21 protein-coding genes are annotated in these 21,388 nt (G+C 45.1%); 16 read left to right on the top strand and 5 right to left on the bottom strand.

What is annotated here, in order from left to right; genetic code table 11:
* The first annotated feature begins 95 nt into the window (after positions 1-95).
* From G9G53_RS18855 to G9G53_RS18840, 4 genes are all read left to right on the top strand, one after another.
* The gene (locus G9G53_RS18855; RefSeq protein ID WP_165149603.1) at positions 96-593 is read left to right on the top strand and encodes a hypothetical protein; all 498 of its coding nucleotides are present in this window, start codon (positions 96-98) and stop codon (positions 591-593) included.
* Positions 594-761: 168 nt separating this feature from the next.
* Positions 762-1,472 (top strand): response regulator transcription factor, encoded by a 711-nt coding sequence (locus tag G9G53_RS18850; RefSeq protein ID WP_029515637.1) that lies wholly within the window; start codon positions 762-764, stop codon positions 1,470-1,472.
* Positions 1,473-1,474: 2 nt separating this feature from the next.
* The gene (locus G9G53_RS18845; RefSeq protein ID WP_165149601.1) at positions 1,475-2,854 is read left to right on the top strand and encodes a HAMP domain-containing sensor histidine kinase; all 1,380 of its coding nucleotides are present in this window, start codon (positions 1,475-1,477) and stop codon (positions 2,852-2,854) included.
* A gap of 214 nt (positions 2,855-3,068) precedes the next feature.
* On the top strand, positions 3,069-4,136 hold the full coding sequence (locus G9G53_RS18840) for an ABC transporter ATP-binding protein (protein WP_029515635.1): 1,068 nt from the start codon (positions 3,069-3,071) through the stop codon (positions 4,134-4,136).
* 149 nt (positions 4,137-4,285) lie between these two features.
* Here G9G53_RS18840 and G9G53_RS18835 read toward each other — a convergent pair whose 3' ends face one another.
* Entirely contained in the window at positions 4,286-5,569 is a 1,284-nt protein-coding gene (locus G9G53_RS18835) for a pectate lyase family protein (RefSeq protein ID WP_165149599.1), read from the bottom strand.
* 380 nt (positions 5,570-5,949) lie between these two features.
* On the opposite strand from G9G53_RS18835, the gene G9G53_RS18830 reads away from it, so the two are divergent.
* Positions 5,950-6,687 carry a cyclase family protein gene (locus G9G53_RS18830; RefSeq protein ID WP_029515633.1) on the top strand — a complete coding sequence of 246 codons (738 nt, stop codon included), beginning with the start codon at positions 5,950-5,952 and terminating at the stop codon, positions 6,685-6,687.
* 161 nt (positions 6,688-6,848) lie between these two features.
* Here G9G53_RS18830 and G9G53_RS18825 read toward each other — a convergent pair whose 3' ends face one another.
* The gene (locus G9G53_RS18825) at positions 6,849-7,262 is read right to left on the bottom strand and encodes a DUF4183 domain-containing protein (RefSeq protein WP_013311418.1); all 414 of its coding nucleotides are present in this window, start codon (positions 7,260-7,262) and stop codon (positions 6,849-6,851) included.
* Between the two features lie 446 nt (positions 7,263-7,708).
* Between G9G53_RS18825 and G9G53_RS26750 the strand changes: the two genes are divergently transcribed.
* Positions 7,709-8,350: a DUF4183 domain-containing protein gene (locus tag G9G53_RS26750; protein WP_165149597.1), complete on the top strand. Its 642-nt coding sequence runs from the start codon at positions 7,709-7,711 to the stop codon at positions 8,348-8,350.
* Here the strand turns inward: G9G53_RS26750 and G9G53_RS26550 are convergent.
* Positions 8,328-8,507 (bottom strand): oxidoreductase, encoded by a 180-nt coding sequence (locus G9G53_RS26550; RefSeq protein ID WP_238437886.1) that lies wholly within the window; start codon positions 8,505-8,507, stop codon positions 8,328-8,330. The genes G9G53_RS26750 and G9G53_RS26550 overlap by 23 nt on opposite strands.
* Before the next feature lie 282 nt (positions 8,508-8,789).
* On the opposite strand from G9G53_RS26550, the gene G9G53_RS18810 reads away from it, so the two are divergent.
* Positions 8,790-9,374 (top strand): TetR/AcrR family transcriptional regulator, encoded by a 585-nt coding sequence (locus G9G53_RS18810; protein WP_165149595.1) that lies wholly within the window; start codon positions 8,790-8,792, stop codon positions 9,372-9,374.
* A gap of 74 nt (positions 9,375-9,448) precedes the next feature.
* A complete protein-coding gene (locus G9G53_RS18805) occupies positions 9,449-10,030 on the top strand; it encodes an NAD(P)H-dependent oxidoreductase (RefSeq protein ID WP_165149593.1) in 582 nt (193 codons plus the stop codon).
* Positions 10,031-10,175: 145 nt separating this feature from the next.
* On the opposite strand, the gene G9G53_RS18800 is transcribed toward G9G53_RS18805, so the two are convergent.
* Entirely contained in the window at positions 10,176-10,505 is a 330-nt protein-coding gene (locus G9G53_RS18800; RefSeq protein ID WP_029515629.1) for a hypothetical protein, read from the bottom strand.
* 214 nt (positions 10,506-10,719) lie between these two features.
* Positions 10,720-11,913, bottom strand: coding sequence for a glycoside hydrolase family 5 protein (locus tag G9G53_RS18795; RefSeq protein ID WP_165149591.1), 1,194 nt, complete (start codon positions 11,911-11,913; stop codon positions 10,720-10,722).
* A 375-nt stretch (positions 11,914-12,288) separates the two neighbouring features.
* On the opposite strand from G9G53_RS18795, the gene G9G53_RS18790 reads away from it, so the two are divergent.
* The 8 genes from G9G53_RS18790 (at position 12,289) to G9G53_RS18755 (ending at position 21,364) form a co-directional block, all read left to right on the top strand.
* Positions 12,289-13,311, top strand: a complete 1,023-nt coding sequence (locus G9G53_RS18790; protein ID WP_165149589.1) for a substrate-binding domain-containing protein — start codon at positions 12,289-12,291, stop codon at positions 13,309-13,311.
* A 328-nt stretch (positions 13,312-13,639) separates the two neighbouring features.
* Positions 13,640-14,884: a PTS ascorbate transporter subunit IIC gene (locus G9G53_RS18785; protein WP_238437885.1), complete on the top strand. Its 1,245-nt coding sequence runs from the start codon at positions 13,640-13,642 to the stop codon at positions 14,882-14,884.
* Positions 14,885-14,958: 74 nt separating this feature from the next.
* Positions 14,959-15,300 carry a cupin domain-containing protein gene (locus tag G9G53_RS18780; RefSeq protein ID WP_165149587.1) on the top strand — a complete coding sequence of 114 codons (342 nt, stop codon included), beginning with the start codon at positions 14,959-14,961 and terminating at the stop codon, positions 15,298-15,300.
* A 118-nt stretch (positions 15,301-15,418) separates the two neighbouring features.
* Entirely contained in the window at positions 15,419-15,862 is a 444-nt protein-coding gene (locus tag G9G53_RS18775; protein ID WP_029515623.1) for a HEAT repeat domain-containing protein, read from the top strand.
* Between the two features lie 168 nt (positions 15,863-16,030).
* On the top strand, positions 16,031-17,023 hold the full coding sequence (locus G9G53_RS18770; protein WP_165149585.1) for a Gfo/Idh/MocA family protein: 993 nt from the start codon (positions 16,031-16,033) through the stop codon (positions 17,021-17,023).
* Between the two features lie 297 nt (positions 17,024-17,320).
* Complete coding sequence (locus tag G9G53_RS18765; RefSeq protein WP_165149583.1) at positions 17,321-19,081, top strand: cache domain-containing sensor histidine kinase; 1,761 nt, start codon at positions 17,321-17,323, stop codon at positions 19,079-19,081.
* Between the two features lie 2 nt (positions 19,082-19,083).
* The gene (locus G9G53_RS18760; protein ID WP_165149581.1) at positions 19,084-19,884 is read left to right on the top strand and encodes a response regulator transcription factor; all 801 of its coding nucleotides are present in this window, start codon (positions 19,084-19,086) and stop codon (positions 19,882-19,884) included.
* Between the two features lie 136 nt (positions 19,885-20,020).
* The gene (locus tag G9G53_RS18755) at positions 20,021-21,364 is read left to right on the top strand and encodes an extracellular solute-binding protein (protein WP_165149579.1); all 1,344 of its coding nucleotides are present in this window, start codon (positions 20,021-20,023) and stop codon (positions 21,362-21,364) included.
* Positions 21,365-21,388: the final 24 nt, after the last annotated feature.

Genomic DNA, 21,388 nt, shown 5'->3' with positions numbered 1-21,388 from the left:
CACGCTTTTTCATATACTTTTCACACATTTGCTCCACAATTATGCCGAATTCTCCTGATAAGCTAAAGATACTTTAAAGGAGAGGTGATTCAATCATGAAAAAATGGACTAAAAATGCAGCAGCCGTATTGACCGTAGTAAGTGTACTGGGAGGAGCAAGCAGCGCATTCGCCGCTACAGCAACAACGACTCCAGCGAGCACTGCACCAGTAACCAAAGCTCCTGCGGTTATGACACCAGCTACCAAAACACCGGCAAAAGCACCTGTGACGAAAACACCTGTGGTAAAAATACCGGTTAAAAAAGCTGTAACAGCTCATAAAACAACAACCAAAGCAAAGAAAGCCCCTGCCAAAAAATCCGTTGCGAAAAAAGTGGCAAGCCACAAAACAAAAGCAGTGAAAGTGAAGCACCGCACAGTTAAACATCATGCCAAAAAACATAATGTTGTTAAACACAAAGCAACAGCTCATAAAACTCGTACACATCATGTCGTAGCTAAAAAAGTGACCCACAAAACTCCAGTTAAAAAAGCAGTCCCAGCAAAAACAGCTCCAAAAGCAGCAGCCAAAGTAGTAACAACCAAGAAATAAGTTTGATGCGTAGTTAGCACTCAGCTCGCCTGGCATATACAGCAGCGATTCATGATAAGAAAGACGGGACCGGGAACGGTATACCCGTCTTTTGTCTATTCTGCTAGGCTTCTGTTAAGCTTAAAGAGAGGATGGAAGCATCCAGAACAACGGCAAGGGGTTAAGGCCATGACAAAAATAGTAGTAGTGGATGACGATGTGTTCATTCTGCAATTAATATCTGAATATTTGAAAAAAGAATCCTACGAGGTGACTTCCTTTTCCAGCGGTAAAACACTGGTAGAGCATATCCGTACGAACCGTCCGGATTGTCTCGTTCTTGATATTATGATGCCTGGCATTGATGGGCTTTCTCTACTGACTCAGCTTCGTGAGTTTACGGAAATGCCGATCATTATGATCTCTGCCCGTGGAGAAGAGAACGACCGTATTCACGGGCTGGAGCTGGGCTGCAGCGATTTTTTGACCAAGCCCTTTAATCCAAGGGAGTTGGTAGGAAGGGTCAAAGCAATGCTGAGACTGAGCAAGGCCGGAATGTCTGCATCGGACGATAGGCAAGCGGCAGAAAACGCAGATCTATGCCATGCGGGCAATCTGTATATTTTTGCTGACTTTCGTAAAGTCACAGTGGACGGACAAGAGCTGAATTTAACCTCACGTGAATTCGATCTGTTGCTGTTTCTTGCGAATCATCTGGAAAGACCTTTTGGCAGGGAACATCTGATTCAGCAGGTGTGGAGCTATGATTTTATAGGTGATGTGAGAGTCGTGGATGATCTGGTCAAACGGATTCGTAAAAAGTTAGCTGAATATCACTCTACGCTCGTCATTAACACCGTATGGGGTTTCGGATATAAAGCAACGGTTCAGGAGTTGTAATCATGCGTACGATGAGAGCTAAAATACTGCTTTCCCTGTCCATCGCCATGCTTATTACCGTCTGTATTACGGTGGTTTTATTCGTTAGGCTTATCGACGACATTCTAGTGAATCAAGCCAAATCCAAACTTCATGAGCAGGCACGCAAAGCCGTCCATATTATGAGTGATGGAGGCTTTGATCGACTGGATAATGCTGAATTTAACTATGTTATCAAGGGCGTGCTTTTATCTACCGATTACTTTATTTTAAGCACGGATAACCACATCATCGACTCAAGCGTCTCTGGAATGGAAGGCAAAAAGATCGAACATTTGCTTTTGATCCGCCAGGGATTTTTTGCATCGGTTCATCCGTCTGCCCAGGATCTGACCGCTACACATGAAGGGGTGGCTGTGCTTCAAGGTAAAAAGGTACTGTTTACGAATGAGGAATTGTCCGGACAACCTTTTCGTATTTTTGTATACTCACCCTTATCTTCTTTGAGAGCCCTGTATGTACCGTTAATGAGAACCACATTACTGTCTATCATCGCGGGTTTTTTAGTGATTCTCGTCATTGGTCTGATGGTGGTCTCACGTCTGGTGCGTCCGCTCAAACGATTGAAGGAGGCGGTTGGCAACTATGAGCCGAATCAGCCGCAGGATAGTGATTTTCCGCAGGCGGATAAAAGTGAGATTGGCGAGCTGATCGGCACCTTTCATTCCATGTCCGCCCGTATTCAGCAGCACCATCACGGTCAAATTGAATTTCTACAAAATGTATCTCACGAGCTAAGGACACCGTTAATGTCGATTCAAGGCTATGTATATGCCATTCAGGATCAAGTGGTATCCCAGGACGAGGGACTGAGTATCATCAAAGTGCAGTCCCAGCGGTTAATTGACATGGTGGAAAAGCTGCTGCAGCTATCGAGGCTGGAGGCGCTGAATGAAGAATGGCCTGTCTCTCTGGTTGATCTTAGAAGCATGGCGGAGGATGCTGTTCATCTATTGATGCCGGTGGCTGCTGAACGTTCTATCTCGCTCCGAGTGGAGGGAGAGGGTCTGCATGTGGCCGTTCCGGCCGAGCAATTGTTCCGCATGATATTGAATTTGCTGCAAAATGCAGTTCGGCATACCTCTACGGAGGTTGTCATTCATTTGGAGACAGGGACAACACCGGAGGTTGTATGGGTTATACATGTGGATGATGATGGGGAAGGGCTGACCGAACAAGAGGCAACCGAGGTGTTCGGAAGATTCTATGCGGGCTCGAATGGTGTCACAGGTCTTGGATTAGCTATTTGTCGTCAAATTGCTACCCGGTTGAATGGAGAACTACTCTGCACACGTTCGCCATTGGGTGGAGCACGCTTCAGCTATATCCAGCGCATGTTATAAATGAGTACAAAAATGGTTAAAAATGATCGTTTTTTCGGAGAAACATTTCATTTATCTAACATCGAATGGAAGTTTTTCGGTGATATTTGAGATATAGCTTGACTGGTAGGTACTAAACTGAGTAAAATTAATCGTATATACCTTGACTCATGGACGTCGTTTTTTTAGATAGTGGTCAATAATAGTGATGAATAATAAATGAAAGAGTGATGAGATGAACCGCCTTTTGGAAGTGAAGGACTTAACGATATCTTTCAAGACCCGCCAGGGACTAGTGCAGGCCATTCGTGGCGTAAACTTTCATGTCAATAAAGGAGAGACGCTGGCGATTGTGGGCGAATCCGGCTCAGGTAAAAGCGTAACCTCACAAGCTGTTATGAAGTTGATTCCGACCCCTCCGGGCATTTATCAAAAGGGTCAAATTATGTTTGACGGACAAGAGCTGATTAATAAAACGGAAAAGCAGATGCAAAAAATTCGTGGTAAGGAAATTGGCCTGATTTCTCAGGACCCAATGACTTCGCTTAACCCGACGATGAAAGTGGGCAAGCAGATCACGGAAGTGCTTTTCAAGCATGAAAAAATATCCAAGGATGCTGCTCGCAAGCGGGGTATTGAGTTGCTGAATCTAGTAGGTATTCCACATCCTGAACAGCGTTTTAACCAATATCCGCATGAATTTAGTGGCGGTATGCGTCAACGTGTCGTCATTGCGATGGCATTGGCTGCTAATCCGAAACTTCTGATTGCCGATGAGCCGACGACTGCGTTGGACGTAACGATTCAAGCTCAAATTTTGGAACTGATGAAAGATCTTCAGAAAAAGATTGATACTTCCATCATCTTTATTACTCATGACCTCGGTGTTGTAGCGAAGATGGCTGATCGCGTTGCTGTTATGTACGCAGGACAAATCGTGGAAACAGGTACGGTTAATGAAATTTTCTACAACCCGAAACATCCATATACATGGGGCCTTCTCGCCTCTATGCCAAGTTTGGACAGCCATGGTCAGAAGCTGGCAGCTATTCCGGGAACACCTCCGGATCTGCTTCACCCACCTGTAGGGGATGCTTTTGCAGCTCGCAGTTCTTATGCTATGAAAATTGACTTTGAGAAAGAGCCTCCACTCTTTCAATTATCCGATACGCATTTTGTGAAATCATGGTTGCTGCATCCAGATGCGCCAGCGGTTGAGCCACCAGATGCGGTAAAGGCTAAGCTTCGCAAGCTGGATAACGCATTTGAAAAGCCGGTTTTGGTAGAACAATACGGTAGTTAATGTGCGCTATAATTTGTAATTAAAAAAATGAAAAATAAAAAAAAGGGCTGTTCTCTCCGTGTGGAATCATTCTACGGAGGAAGCAGCCTTTTTTGGTGTAAAATCGCAGGTTGTATGCGTCTGCGGTTATTTGTGTTAACGGGCAGTGTTTACAGCTTACCAGAGCCAGCTTGGGAAGTGACTTCTGCCTTCACACTGGCGGATGGGGAAATTTTATCGTTCAGCGATGGTTTCCAGCCTACAGAGGAGCTAAGACCCGCGCTGGAGCCTGCATTAACAGCTTGTCCATTCAGGATTGTGCCCGTATCTGACAGGGCAGTTCCACCAAAGACAGTCACAATTTTGGTAGCGGATAATCCCGCAACGTCGATGACATTGTTTTCGGCGAAGATTTTGGACGATTTACCTGCACCCCATATATACAGTGAAGGATACTCAGAGCGATTTACATCACCTGTATAGTAATTGTTGTACAGATGGACTTGTCCATACCGTACGCGTGGTGTGCGTTGGACCGTGTTTTCATAATAATTGTGATGCAAGGTTACACGTAAAGCTCCTTCATCTGCTGTTTTGCTGTCGCTGTTGCCAATAATCGATGATTTATCATGATCGTAAAAATGATTGTAAGAAACCGTAACCAGATCGCCCTGGTTAATCACATCGAGAAGCCCATCATGATGCTGGTATTCTTGACCGTAAAAGGAGCCGTTTTGGCTATCTGGGTGAGATCCATCATTGAAGGTATTGTGGTCTACCCATACATGTGTGGCGCCGTTAATTGTAATGCTGTCATATTCCGAATTCCAATTGCCTGTGCTGCCGTCCGTTGGGTCCCATTGAGGAAAATAATCGTAGGCATCCTGGAACTCAATATTACGGATAATGACATTATCTGTCCCTTTTTTTAGTTGAAGGTTCGCGCCGTTAATGACGGCATTGCTACCCTGACCGACAATCGTTGTATTAGAAGGAATCTCAATGACGACACGACTGGCCTGATTTTTTTGTGAAGCCTCACGTGCCTTTTCCAATGTGCCGGACGGAGCCTTTTTACCCCAAGTGGATGGGTCATAAGCTTTGAGGTAGGCGTCAAAATCATATTTAGAGTCCTTGTAATCGTTCAATCCCAACGGCTTGTTATTGTCATCGACGTTGGCGTTGATCGTGCCTTTGACATAAATGATTTTAGGCGTACTATTGCTGTTTTTGCCCAAAGCATCGACTAATTGCTTGCGATTCGTTACGGTGAAAATATTAGAAGAAGAGGCTGCAGCTCCGCCTGTTGTGCCTGTAGAAAAGGCTGCCCAACCGTTTTTGTTACCAAGCGTTTCTTTACCAATATCGCTGGCTGCATGAGCAGGTGAACCAAGAGGGGACAGGGTAGTGAATAGCAGAGCTGCTGCAATTCCGAGTGAAAATCTCTTTTTCATAAAATACCTCCGTATATTGGATGAATAGAGTAGACAAACGAAGGGAGTCCCGGGTGCTCCTGTGGTTTCTACATTTTCTATCATACTTCGTGTTCCAGTATTTGTTAATATAATAAAAGTTACATACTAAAATTTTTGTCGAATTTTTTATATAATTCAATAGACCCCTACTTTTTCCAATCAAGACGTATATGCAATAATGAAAACGTTAACAATCACACGGAATAGGAAATGTATATATGAATATATGGAATTGTTTTTGTGTTTTTTCTCAAAATGTTAACGATTTCAATCTATACATTCTGGAAGGTCGATTTATAGATTTTTGCAGAATCCTCAGGTAAAATGGCTTGTAATAAAGCTGAGGAGGAATGGGCATCATGGCAGAGCATTTAGCAGATATCTTGAAGTTGTTGAAGCAAAAAGAGTGGGTAGATTTGTCCCACGCTTTTTATCCTGAAATCCCTCATTTTCCAGTATTCGATAATGTTCAGGTGGATACCCTGTTTACCCACGACGATGGCTTTTTTGTAAAACAATACTGCTTTCCAGGTCAGTATGGGACTCACATTGATGCACCCGTTCATTTTGTGAAGGGCAAACGTTACTTGCATGAGCTTTCATTGAAGGAGCTGGTTTTGCCGCTCGTTGTCATTGACCGTTCAGCAGCCGTTGCAGCCAATTCTGACTATGAACTTACGGTTGCGGATATTTTGGACTTTGAGAAAGAGCATGGACGCATTGCTGATCAGTCCTTTGTCGCTTTTCGCAGTGATTGGAGCAAACGTTGGCCTGATTCAGATGCCTTCTCGAACAAGGATGACGCCGGAGATGCACACTGTCCGGGCTGGTCGCTAGAGGCGCTACGCTTTTTGGTAGAAGAACGGAATGTGGCTGCCATTGGACATGAAACGCTAGATACGGATTCTTCTGTAGCTTATCGCAAAGCTGGCAAGCTGGTAGGGGAATATTACATATTGGAGCAGGATCGGTATCAAGTTGAGATGCTGACAAATTTGGACAAGTTGCCCCCGACGGGCGCGGTCATATATAATATCGTTCCGAGCATTCAAGATTCCCCCGGATTTCCAGTGCGCTCCTTTGCTATTTTGCCTTAATCATACAGTACCCAGTCATTTGAAAACGATTGTATATTCATCTTGAGCTTAAAAGACCGATTCAGATATCGACATCTGAATCGGTCTTTTCTAGCTTATACGGGGTAATGTACAGTGTGAATGACCGTTCAGTCCATCTTGAATCAAAAGGATGAAACGTCTTAAGTGATAATTGTTACGGTAGGGGCAGAGATGGTGGGCTGAGTTGATATGGTGGAGGTTGTGCCGCTAAAATCAGATATTTCTATGACAGCGGGGACACCTGGTGTAATATCTACAGAGGCAATGACCAGACTTGCCGTGGTCAGGGTGAATAAGGAGCTCTGCTGAATAACTCCATTAATATAATAATTAGCAGAATCAGTAGCCGTTAATGTTGGTAAAGCAACTACTGGAGCGTCGGCGTCATCTACGAAGCTTGCAGCAGGAATAGTTGTTGTTGTTGCTCCGATCATCCCGGCTGTAATTGTTGCAAAAAAACGAGTCACGGCTGGGGTTACAGTCGTGCTTATGGCACCACCAGTTGCTACGGGAGCAGTAGCTACTGCTGTGTACACAGGTTTTATGATGGGCATAGTTTTCATCTCCTTTCTTTACTGGTATGAGCCATTCGGTGGCTCTTAATCAATAAATGATTTCTCAACCTATTCGGAAACGGCATATTAACCTTTCTATTAATAATAGGGTGAATGGAGAAGGCCTATTTTGCTACAAATACAGATGGAAGCGAATACTTGGAATCGGCATCCTACAAATGCCTAAAACCCTAAAGGGGGATATGCATACAATACATAAATAAGCATGTGAGAAGGAGGTGTATACGACTGGTATGAGGAGACGCGATTCATCACTAAGAAGGCAAGGAAAAAGAACCGTACATTGCAAGATCAACAAACGTAAAAAGTGTAAAACAAGTTATTCACTCAAAGGTAGAACAAAAACGGGGTTCCATACCAAAAAGCATCCAAAGCTAATCATGCAACGGAGATGTAGAAATACTCCTACCAAGCGGAGGCGGAGAATGGGCAAGACGGGAAAGCCGGGTGTTCCAGGTTCGGCAGGAGCACAGGGTATTCCTGGTTTGACAGGGAAGCAAGGCGAAGCCGGGTTAACAGGGGTACAAGGTATTCCAGGTTTAGCAGGAGCACAAGGCATACCGGGAACTGCGGGAACACCGGGAGTCCAAGGAATACCAGGAATACAGGGTCCAGCAGGAACACGGGGAGCGCCAGGTCCGGCTGGCGTCCAAGGTAGTTCAGGTGCAACAGGTGCACCCGGCCCTACTGGAGCACAGGGCATAGCGGGCCCAACCGGAGCCCAAGGAATAACAGGCCCAACCGGTCCGGCAGCTGACATTTCAAATATTGAAATTATACCCATAGCCGAGCGATATTTTTATTTTGCACCTGCTACAATTGAGTCTTCAATCACGATTATGGCGGATCAATTTTCTGTAGATGGTGTACAGGAGCCCTTTCAGCGGTTTAATGTCGGAAGCAACAGTTATGCCAATCTATACATTAATGGAATGATACAAGAAAGCACATTGTATAGACTGACACCTGAATCGCTGACGATTCGCCTTAACGAAGGGGAGGCAATTTCCTTCGGCACACCTATTATTGTGGAAATTGTTCAATTTAGTGTGCGAGCCAGTGGATGATACTGTTCGCGGTGAGGCAACCCAGAGGCAGATACAGCTGTTTTTGGGGCAACGAGCCTTTGCGTCCGACATGCCAAAGCTGAAGACCGGCCTTGGAGCTTTGGTTATGGATGGCGTGCACGACTTTTTGCAGCGGGGAAATGTGCTCGTCGCTCATATGCCAAGACTGCCTGAGTCTTTTCCCTGCTGGGTGACTGCATGCACCTTAAGCATAATGAGTCCCGCCTGCCCGAGCGCCCGTTTTATTCGATTACATATCTATTTTATATGAATAAAATGTGGCGATACACGTATCATTAATTGTATTTATGATCATTCACTTATAAAAACATGGTATTTAGGTTTAATACAATATATATCAAATGAAAGTATGAAGACAGAATGAGCCTGCATAAAAATATAATTTGCATTTTAGTTAGTTATCACTTACTATAATTTTATGAACAAGAAAACACATATAGACAGCAAAAAGAAAGATATTCTGCAGGCAGCGATGTGCTTATTTGCAACCAAAGGAATTGACGGGATTTCAGTCAAAGAAATTGGAGAGGCTGCCGGTGTGACGGATGCCGCGATTTATAAGCATTTTAAGAGCAAAGATGCGATGGCCTTGGAAGTATTTGGGCAGTATTGCAATAGCTACACCACCTTAATTGACTTCTATCGCAAGCAGAGTGGGAACTTCGTTAGTCGTTTCCATCAACTGGTGGATGAAGTGCTGAATATGCATGATGAGGACCAGTATGGTTTGCTTCTACTATCACAGCATCATGAGCTGTATGTTGAAGCAAGCCAGAGCCAGAATGTGCGTCAGCCGCTGGAGGCGTTGACTGAATTCATCGAACAGGGGATTCAACAAGGTGAACTGCCGAAGCAGGATGCTCAGCTATCCGGTGTGCTCATCATTGGAGCTATTACACGCTTGTCCGTATCCAGCCTGGAAGGTGAACTTCCACAGCAGCTGGTTCCATTTGCAGCAGAGGTCAAACAACGTTTAACTGCTTTATTAAGTAAAGGTCAGTAGTGGCCTTTTCTTTTTAAATATAAAGTTAGTGTTTTCTAACTAAAATCATAATGTGAAGATAGGAAGTGGCTTATATGTCTAAAAAAATATTGGTGATTCAAGGGAATCCAGTCGCTGGCAGTTATGGAGAAGCGTTGGCTCAATCCTATGTAAAAGGAGCGAAGGCTGCAGGAGCAGAGGTTCGTTTGTTGCAGTTATCCGCGTTGGATTTTAACCCAAATCTATTAGGTGGATATCGTAATAAATTGCCGCTGGAACCTGATTTGATCCAAGCACAGGAGTCGATTAAATGGGCAGAACATCTTGTTTTTGTCTTTCCAATCTGGTGGGGCAGCTTGCCTGCATTAATGAAAGGCTTCATTGACCGTACCATTATGCCGGGGTTTGCGTTTAAGTATCAAAAAGGAAAATCCTTGCCTGACAAGCTTCTAAAAGGAAGAACAGCTCGCCTCATTACAACGATGGACGGTCCGCACTGGTACTACCGATTTTTCCAGGGACAGCCTGGGCATCGGATGATGAAGGATTCCACGCTGCATCTATGTGGTGTCAAACCAGTGCGTTCTACGACCATTGATCTTATGAATAAGTTATCGGATCAGCAGCGCAACGATTGGCTGAGCAAGGTGGAGCAGCTAGGTCGAAACATGAGCTAGGTGTTCCCCTGACCCAAACCCATTGGCCTACAGGTAAACCATAGCGGTATCTGAGCATAATCGACCTGCGAGAAGGAAAAAGACCGCAATGGGAGCAACTAGCTCGCATTGCGGTGTTCGGAATAGCTTATGTTTGCAATCAACGTTAAATAAATATCGATGCAACGATTAAAATAAATCCGATCGCTAGACCGGCAGGGCCCCAATAATGCATAGGGATAAAAAACAGACTGTGCTGGGTTCCCATTCGATAGCGTTGTCCCGTTTCCATATCAACTAGCACTTTGTCCGAGTCGGAGTTGAGTGCTTTCCCCAAATACCAGATAATAACTCCCGACACAATGAACACAAAGGCCATTGGCAGCCGGGAATCTATGGAGTCAAGCCCTAGAGCGGATACTAAACTACCGACAATAACAAATAAAATCCCTGGAATAATAATATTTAAAATACCAAAACCCTTCCAAATAATCACATGAATACTTCCTTTCTAAATTAAAATCCAACATATGTATTTATCGGTTGAAAGAGAGATTTAGTTTACAAAATGACCCATTCAATGGGGAATTTACAATGTGTAAAACTGGAAGAACAAAAAAGCCGTTTCTCCACATCTTCATAGCCCAGCATAATCTGGCCTGAAGGAGGAAAATCGGCTTTTTTAATTAAGTGAAGTTGAAGGCCTGTGCCTATTCGGCTGCTGCTTCCGCTTGCTGGGCTACGGAAACAACAGGCTTCATAATTCGACCCAGCATATCTTGCTTCGGACGATTCCAGGTAGTCCAGTCATCCAGCAGCAGACCGCCTGTGTCGCCGCTATTCGGATTCAGGGACCAGTACGTAAAGTACAGGTTGTTGGCACCAATATAGTCAACAAGCGCATTTTGCCATTTCCCCTCAGGGGAGGACAAATCAACATTACGGCCGCCGAATTCACCAACCAGCACCGGAGCTATGTTTTGTTTGCTGATGTAGCCCCAGGTTTGATCCCAGATCGCTGGCAGGTTGGACGGGAAGGCCGGGTCGTTGAACCATGGCTGCGAAGACACACCGGGGCCGTAATCGTGTGGAGAATATACGACACGGTTCGGTACGTCCAGAACGACAGGATAGTTGGCTACACCTGTCAGGTTGCCACCCCACCAGTATTGGCTATTGTTGCCTTGTACATTGTGGTCTACACCTTCTACGAGAATCAGCCAATTCGGATTCACGGACAGAATCGCATTCCCTGCACGTTGTGCCGCCAGACGCCAGTCTGTGGAGGCATTGCCTGTACCCCAGCTTGCTTGACCGTGTGGCTCGTTGTGCAAATCCGCACCAATGACGGTGGGGTTGTTTTTATAACGGTCAGCCAACATTTTCCAGTCACTAATCCAGCGAGACTCAGGGTACTGGGATGTGTACCACAGCTCGGATTGCCCACCTGAGCCTGGACGGTGACGGTCAAGGATAATCTGAATACCGCGTTGTCCAGCTTTTTCGATCAGCTTGTCCATAATTTGAATCGGAGTTAACCCGACTAGATCAGGGTTTTTGTGATAATCAATACTGTCTGGACGGGAACTGGAATCGAATAACTGATTGCTGTAAGGCAGACGAATCAGATTGTAGCCTTCTTTCTTCACCTGATCCAGCATGTCGTCCATTGAGCGACTCCACAGTCCATGCAAGGTGTAATTAGGAGTTTCCAGACCGAACCAGTTCAGGCCGTTAAATGCCGCTTCTTTCCCGGATTCGTCTACAATCTTGTTTCCTTGGGTGTGATAATATCCTTTCACACTGGCTGCATCTGCAGAAACGGGTGTATAGCCATACAGTGTGAAGCCCATTACGAGGGAGGCAATGACGAAAAATGTTTTTTTTAATCCTTTTTTCTTCATAATTCTGCTTCCTCCTTTATTTAAAAGAATTTGTAACCGATTACATTTTTATTTTATGTTCAAATCTTCCATCAAACAAGTTCATAAAATTCGTATATTTCTAAGATTTCGTTCGAAATCAATAGATTTATAACAACGGATTATCAAGCTAAGTAGGAAAGTTCCTCTTGTAAAAGATTCGTGAAGGAGTTTCCACCCCGTATTTTTGGCCGCGCTTGTATATGAGGTAGAGGCACGCTCTAACTCTTTATTTATTATATTTTCCTGCTGTAAAAGAAGGTATATAATAAAGTGAAATTCACTTTACATACAGGTTGCAGAATATATATTTGAAAATTAGCACGCATGACATGCAAAAAAGAAAGGAGGGTAATTATGGTAGCAACGATGAAGGAAGTGGCAGAACGTGCCGGGGTGTCGAAGAGTACAGTTTCGCAGTTTCTGCAAAAGAGATACAACTATATGAGTGAAAACACCAAGAAGAAGATCGAGCAAGCGATTGAGGATCTCAGTTATATACCCAATGAGGTGGCACGTAGTCTCAAGCAGAAGAAGACCTTCATTGTGGGGGTTATTTCTTCAACCATTTTATCGAGATTTACAACAGAAGTCGTGCGTGCCATTGAAGATGAATGCCAACTGGAAAATGTCCAGGTCATTGTCTGCAATACCGATGATGATTCGCTCAAAGAGAAAAAGTATGTCCAGTCGATGATTGCTCGGCAAGTGGATGGACTTATCATTTTCCCGACGGAAGAGAACAAGAAATTATATGTTTCCCTTGCCAAGAATGGCTATCCCTTCGTGTTTGTGGACCGAAAAATCGATGAACTCAGCGTAGATACGGTGCTACTGAATAATGAAAAGGCCAGCGAGCTTGCGGTTGAAGCACTCATTGAGCATGGTCATAACAACATTGGGATTATCACGTTCCCCTTAGGCAAAAAAGCGATCACCACACGAAGTGAGCGACTGTCAGGTTACCGAAATACGCTGGGTAAACATGACATACCCGTGAATGAAAACTATATCAAAAGCGGCAGGTTGGATGAAATGCCTAATCTGATTGGACAACTATTTCACATGGAGAATCCGCCCACTGCAATTATTGCTACGAATGACATGATTTTGGAGCAGGTGCTGATTTATGCAAAAAATAATCATCTGACCATACCTAATGACTTTTCCTTGATTGGCATAGATGATGTATCCTTTGCGTCTTTTTATAATCCGCCGATCACAACCGTTTCCCAGCCGAGTTTTGAAATGGGGAAAAGAAGTGCCAGGCTACTGCTGGAGAAAATTGATCAAAAAGAACAGGATCATGAGGAGCTGTCAGAAATCATCCGTATGAATCCGGTCATCAACCACAGAGAATCGGTCCTAAAGCTGAACTGAATGTTTGAATAAGTCCTTTTCATCTTTTTGAAAACGTTTTTATGAATTCTATTGTAAAAAGAAAATAAAGAGCTATAATGATCTTATGATTCGAGTCATGAATACCCTTTCATTTATGGTTGTCCTGAATTTAGTGATGATGGTGATTGAAGAGAGGGGAGGAATAGAGCTCAAACGAATAATGCATGGAGTAATTTGTGATTTAATTCACAAAAAAATGATTCTTCTTCTTTTTACATTCCCGGAAGGGAAATTTTTTTCGAGTATTACTAAATCGATTTAGTAAGAATGGAAAATAAATAAAAGAAAGTCGGAGATCACTATGGAAATGTTTATGAGCATTATCAGGGAGCCATCCATCATTATCGCGATTGTGACATTACTCGGCCTTATATTCCAGAGGAAGAAAGTATCAGAAATCATTACGGGAACTACCCTTTCTTTCATGGGCTTCACCATGATCAAGGTCGGCGGCGGCATTTTAGGAGGCGTTCTCACTAACTTCAGCCAAATTTTTTCTTATGCGTTCAACCTTAAAGGTGTCGTACCCAGCAATGAAGCCATTATGGCACTGACCATTGATCAGATCGGGGCGGATGCTGCGCTCATTCTGCTCTTTTCCATGATCCTTAACATCGTGCTTGCACGTCTGACCAAGTTCAAGTACATTTATTTGTCTCTTCACTTGATTTTGTTTATGAGCTTTGCCGCTACAGCCGTTATGAAAGGTCTAGGTCTCAGTTCGCTGACTACGATCATCGTCGGTTCATTGGTCATTGGGAGCTATATGGCGGTGTTTCCTTACCTACTCCGAAATGCCAGCAAAAACATTATTAAATCGGATGATTATACGATTGCTCATGCTTCCATGACCTCTTACATTCTGGGCACCTATTTAGGGAAAGTGTTCGGCAACCGTGAAAATGACACCGAAAATGTAAAAATTAATGACCGCATCAGTTTTTTGCGCGACCCCAATGTTGCAACGACCTTGACGATGCTTGTGCTTTTACTGGTATCTGGACTGGTTGCTGGTTCTGACTATGTCAGCAAATTATCGGATGGCAAAGAATACATCGTCTTCATCCTCGAACAGTCAGCTATTTTCGCAGCCGGCTTGTATATCGCAAAAGCAGGTGTTAAGCTGTTCACAACTGAAATTGTACCCGCTTTCAAAGGCTTCTCCCAAGTGTTCGCCCCTGGAGCCATCCCTGGTGTGGATGTTCTAGTACTGTTCGATAAATCACCCAATTCCGCGTTGGTAGGTTTCTTGGTCAGCTTCTTCACAGGCGTTGCCTGCGTCTTTCTTTTCCCGTTTGTCGGATTGCCTGTCATTGTGCCAGGAATCATGGCCTGTTTCCTCGCTGGTGGTGCAGCCGCGATATTCGGCAATTCCAGCGGTGGTTTCAGAGGAGCTGTTATTTCCAGTTGTCTTAATGGATTCTTACTCTGTCTACTGCCAGCTCTCACTTTGCCGCTCTTTTCTTTTTTGGGTGCCGAAGGGGTGACGTTCGCCGATCCCGACTTTACCACCCTTTCTGGAGTACTTTGGCTTATTTTTCGCTGGTTTTAAACTAAACCGATTTATGAATTTTTTCAAAATAACTCATCTAAATCAATTGTGCTTAAAAAGAGGAGGAATGATCCATGTTTTTTAATGACCAAGATATTCAAATTGATATCGTTGACAGTAATACCACCCGGAAAGTGCTAGCCCACAGCGACCAGCTTATGTATGTCAAAGTGATGTTTGCTAAAGCACAAATAGGGGAAATCCTGTTGCATAAGCATGTCCATGAACAAGTCACCTATGTAGTGAAGGGAAGTTTTAAGTTCATGATTGATGATGGCGAAACCAAGGAAGTGCAGACCGTCAAAGAAGGAGACAGCATCCATTTTCCATCCGATACTCTTCATGGCTGTATCCCACTGGAGGATGGCGGCATTCTGCTAGATGCATTTACACCAGCACGTGCAGATTTCCTGTAACGTCCGATCATTTCATTTTTATCTTTTTTAGAAGAAGACCGGCAAGTATGTTATATTTAACAAACGGCAATCGTGATGAACAGTAATATAGTGATTTTTAGAAAAGGATGAGACAATTTTGGAAAACAACGAAACTCAGCAGGAATTTGCAGAAGTATATGAGCAGCTTAAAGTAGCTGCAAACCGAACCTCCGATTGGAAAACACGCCTAGCTGCGGTAAATGATCTGGGTGCATGGAAGAACCAGCAGACGATTGACTTGCTGACACATCGTTTGAATCATGATACGGTATATGCCGTTCAGGAAGCCGCTTACCGCAGACTTCAGGAATGGGGCGAGAATGTACAGCCGCCTGTGCGCAAAGAGGGTGAGCTTGTTAAGGGCCTGACGAAGATTCTGGTGCGGATTAAAAAAAGCTTGCCAGCCGACCATACCTACAACGATTTTCGCGAGAAGCTGCACAAGATGAGAGTCGATATTTATGACATCTATGAAGGCGACAAGGGCGCTGAATTTGACCAGTGGCTGGAGCAAAAATGGGCTTCATTATCCACAAGGTAATTTCTGAACCCTGTAATTATATGTATTTTAAGGATGGTTGCAGGTGATACAGACAGAGCCTTAACAAGGATAAGGGATTATCTTTGTTAAGGTTTTTTTGTATATATACTTCGGCAATAGGGTACGATGGGATCGGATTATTTTAGTGTGTACATGGGAGGGACTAACATGAGCAAGGCGAAGCTGTGTTTTATCGGGGCTGGCTTTCACGCTTCAACGAATATATATCCTGCTGTTATTGGGGCAGGTGCTGAAATTCAGGCGATTGCGACTAGAGATTTAAGCAGATCGAAGAAAGCACTTCAGCGGTTTGGAAGTAGTGGCACACCTTATGACAATTACAAGGCTATGCTGGAGCAGGAAGACTGTGATGGAGTTGTCGTGATAGCACAAGCGGCAGATCATCCTTCGCTCGTACTAGACTGCATTAAGGCTGGAAAACATGTCTTTGTAGACAAGCCACTGGGTTGGAATGCCGAGGAAGCGGCCCAAATTGCAGATGCGGCAGAAGCAGCAGGCGTCGTGCTGATGGTCGGTTTCATGAAGCGCTACGCACCTGTATACATAAAGTTAAAAGAATGGATTGAGGGTGGCTCGCTTGGAGCCGCACGCTCATTTCAGGCAAAATTTCTCGTGGACAGTACCCAGTTTTGTAAAACTGGCGAAGACTTCATGAAGCTGGCGGCGGTTCATATGGTCGACCTGGTACGTTATTTGTTCGGGGAAGTGGTACAGGTTACCGGATTTGCGAACGATAACGGTGAGTGTATTTCCCATACGATTGCCTTGAAATTTGAAAATGGTGTAGTGGGCAGTCTATACTTCGCAGGTATGACAGCATGGACACGCGAGAGTGAAGGGATTACGGTAACTTTTGATCACGGTTTTGCGAACGCGGATGAGGTGAATACACTGATCATTCACAAGTCGGAGAGTCATACAGAGCTTCCTTGGAAATCCCTTGCGGAAAATGATACGGTTCTGACACCATCAGCTTCCGCGATGTCGGGCGGGTACCGTGATTTGTACTTGCGCGGTTTTGTCGGTGAAATTGCTCATTTCATGAACTGCTGCCAAGAAGGACGGACGCCTGATTCAAGTGGACGAGACAACGTGAAAACGATGGAGCTGTGCGACCGCATTTTGGCTGCCCTCCAATAGGATACCTATTTTATATACAAGCTTCGGAGCCTGGACGGTACCTTAGTTTGGGTGATTTTAAAGAAGCTTCGGTTTAACTGGTCAGTAGATGGCTCCTGCATGTGTCGGGAGTCATTTTTTTTAATAAGTATCGTTATTACGTGTTATTGTCGAACATAATGATTCCAGAGATTGCTGTCCATTTTGATATAATCTCTGCTGAAAATATGCCAACAAAGGAGAATGATGCGCTAGAATAGAAAATAGAAAGCGTTCTCATTATCTACTTTTCTGCGATGGCTCAGGGGGAGATGGCATATGCGTTTAAGGTACCAACCATTAAACACATTACGTAATCAGATTTTTATCGGATTTATACTGGTGATGCTTATTATGATGAGTGTAGCGGGGGCGTTCATTTATCTCAATGTGTCTCACCTGTTAAAAGACAGTGCCGAGCGACATATTGGTCAAACTGCGGTACAAGCAAGCGGTAGGCTGGATGCATTAATCGGCCAGATGGACAGTTTGACGGAGCAGGTCGCTAATCACCCGTCTGTTCAGCATATTTTGCTGGAGGAGCGCAACGGGGGCAAGGTGAATTTTGGACAGCGTCAATCCCTACTGCAAGTGATGCATAGCTATCAGGCATATATGCCGAGTGTCGGCTCACTGGAACTGTATACTGCTGAAGGGAAGATGTTGTTTCCGATTAGAGAGGGCAGTCTGGAGGAACGTATTGGACAGGCAGACATCCGTGAGGCGAATCAGATGAAAGGAAGACTGGTCTGGATCGGCATTGATCCCGAGGACCCCAGGTCACTGCTAGCAATTCGGCAGGTCAGCTTGGTGGATCGCTGGTTCTCACGCGGAGGGTACCTGATTACCCGTATGGAGCGAAGTTATTTTGGACTGAATGGTGCGTCAGCAGTCAATGAAGAAGCGGATGAAACCATGCTGCTTGTAGATCGTCAAGGCCAGCTGCTGTCGGGTGAACCAATGAACCAGACGGATTTGTCAGGTGTACTGCACAGCAAGACACAGACGGTTCATATTGGGGAGCGGGAATATGTGAAGGCGGTTCAGCAGTCGGAGCGGACGGGCTGGTCGCTGCTGATCCTGATTCCGGTTAGCGTCGTCACAGACGGAATTACGGTTTTACGGACTACACTTATCATTTCCGCGTCTCTTGGTGCCGTGCTTTTCCTGTTTATGTCCTTTATGTTGTCTACGTTGATTACAAGACCGATAGGTCACTTGATTCAGGCGATGCGTCGTTCACGGGAAGGGGCGTTGGCTCTGAATCCAGAACCGGCAGCAGCGGTCGAGCTGCGAGAATTGAACGCAGAGTACAATACGATGATTGTCGATATCAATGAATTGATCCATGTCATTTACGAAAAGGAGGTTTTACAAAGCCAGACTGAGCTTAAAGCTCTGCAGGCGCAGATCAATCCGCATTTCCTTTTTAATACGCTGGATGCTTTCAACTGGTCGCTACAGGAGAAGGGAGAGGAGGAGCTTGCCGGGCTGATGGTGTCTATGTCGCGGCTGTTTCGTTATGTTATCGAACCGGCTCACCATGACTCTTGGGTGACCCTCGGGGAAGAAATGGCGCAAATCCGTCGTTATCTGGAACTGATGGAGATGCGTCTGGGTGAACGTCTGAGCTGGCAAATTCATATGCCTTCAGAGGCAGCCAGAATTCCGCTTCCTAAACTGCTGATCCAGCCTATTCTAGAGAATGCCATTTTGCATGGTGTGGAAAATCGCATCGGCAACGGTCGCGTTGAAATCAGTGTCACTCCTTCGACCAGACAGGGGTGGACCAAGATCGCGGTCATAGATAACGGACCTGGAATGACACTGGAGGAACTTGCAGCTGTGCGTACAGCGTTGATGGGGGGAGCAGCCTGCGAGAGCAAGGGAACCGGTATGGGACTGGTTAATGTGCAGCGCAGGCTCGCTCTCTATTATGACAGCGCATCTTATCCAACGGACGGTGTGCTGATACATAGTGCTGAGCAGGAAGGAACGGTGGTCGCTTTTGAAATTCCTGATGAATATGGAGGGCGGTAGCAATGAGTGTTTCATCCAAAACCATTGTCATTGTAGACGATGAACAGCGAACACGTCAGGGGATACACCAGACACTGGAGCAATGGGCAGCCGGGAAATACCGGATTGTGACATTCGGTAATGGTTTGGAAGCACTAAATATACTGCGTGCAGAGACGGTTCATCTGTTGATTACGGATGTCCGGTTGCCGGAATTCAGTGGGCTGGATTTAATCCGCTCTCTGGAACGGGATTCACGACGACCAGCGACCATTGTCATCTCAGGCTATGCGGAGTTTGATTATGTCCAGCAGGCTCTTCGTCTGGGAGCCGTCAATTATTTGCTCAAACCGATTGATAAACAAGAGCTGCTGAATGCGGTCAATGAAGCGCTTCGGCTGGAAGAGGAGCGGCAGCGATACGAGAAGCTGGACAAGCTGGCTGACCCTGTTCTGCTAGAGCTTGATCTCCAGGCGGCTACCCTTAGTGATCCGGTACGACGTGCCTTCACCTTTATGGCGGAGCATCTTCACGAATCCATTACGATGGCGCAGACTGCCGCGCATTCACACCTGAATGCGAGCTATTTTAGTGTTTTATTCAAGGAGCAAAGTGGTTTGTCCTTCAGCGAATATCTGCATCGGCTGCGGATGCAACGGGCCAAGGAGCTACTGCTGCATACCCAATTGACGATTGCCCAAATCGGCGAACGATCAGGCTACCGAACAGATAAATATTTTATTAAAGTATTCAAAGCGACCGAGGGGATAAGTCCCAGCCGCTACAGGCAGCAGATGCGTACAGGGCCGGAGAATATCGACTGACAGTAGGCAGATCAAACCCAATAAAAGTGGAATTATACCCAATGAGCGTACCCTGTTGAAAGCAGGAATAGAGTGCTAAACTTACAAATGATAACGGTTACAAAAAAATATAAATACAACAAACGGAGGTCTAACGATGTCCAACGAGTATGGTTTACGTAAGCGCTCACATCAAAAATGGTTTGCTGGGTTGACCCTGCTGCTGTCATTCATGCTGGTGTTATCCGGTTGCGGTGTTGGTAAAGATGGTCAAGGCGGTTCCAGTGGAGACGGGGGAAAGGTTACACTCAAAATGATGCACCTGTGGCCCGAGGGAAGTTCGGCACAGCAGAGCAAGCTTGTGACTCAGATTATAGATCAATACCAAAAGGATCATCCGAATGTCGTCATTCAGCAGGAAGTGCTGGAAAATGAACAATATAAAAACAAACTCAAAGTGCTGTCAGCTTCCAATGAATTGCCGGATATCGGCATCACCTGGGCAGCAGGCTTTATGGAGCCTTACGTTAAAGGTGGATTATTTACGCCGATGGATGACCTGCTGCAAGGTTCCAAGCTGAAGGACAAATTCGTACCGGGAACGACCGAAGCTTATGCGCTGAATGGCAAAACGTATGCGCTTCCGATTGAATTAAATATTACACCCATTTATTACAACAAAGCCATATTCCAAAAATACAATTTGAAGGTACCTGCGACATTTGACGAATTTAAGCAGGTTGTGAAAACACTTACGGATCATGGAGTAGCACCGATTGCATTGGGCAATAAAGACCGCTGGACCGGCTCGCTCTGGTATATGTATTTGGCGGACCGTATAGCAGGTAACGAAACGCTGAAAAAAGCGATTGACGGCTCAGGATCGTTCGATGACCCTGGTTTAATTCAGGCGGCCTCCGAAGTTCAGACGCTTGTGGATATGAATGCATTTAACAAAGGATTTAACGGCTTGTCCAATGATGAGGGAAAATCCGAATTTATGAACAACAAGGCAGCTATGTATTTGATGGCTACTTGGGAATTGCCGAATTTTACGACCAATCCCGCAATCCCGCAAGCATTTAAAGATCAAATTGGCTTCTTTAAATTCCCGATGGTTGCAGGCGGCAAGGGCAACGAGAACAGTTGGGTAGGAGGTCCGGGAGTAGGTTTGTTTGTTTCTGAGAATTCCAAGGTGAAAGAAGAGGCCAAAGCGTTCGTTGAATACTTTGTAGTTAAATGGGGAGAACAATCGGTCACACAGGCGGGCGTTATTCCGGCGACGAAAGTGGACACCTCCAAAGAAAAATTGCCCAAGCTGTATGTCGATTTGCTGAACGGACTGAATCAAGCCAGCAGTATTACGTTGTTCGCCGATGTACAGATGAAGCCGAATGCAGCACAGGTACATTTGAATATGATTCAGGCGTTGTTTGGTAAAGCGGTGACACCGCAACAATTTGCCGACCAGCATAAGGCTGCCATCGAGAAAGGAAATTGAAATTGACCACCTAAGGAGGTCCAA

Origin of the sequence: Paenibacillus sp. EKM206P (genome assembly GCF_011066155.1) — a bacterium.
GTDB classification, from domain to species: domain Bacteria; phylum Bacillota; class Bacilli; order Paenibacillales; family Paenibacillaceae; genus Paenibacillus; species Paenibacillus polymyxa_D.
This window is presented reverse-complemented; position numbering and strand designations above follow the sequence as displayed.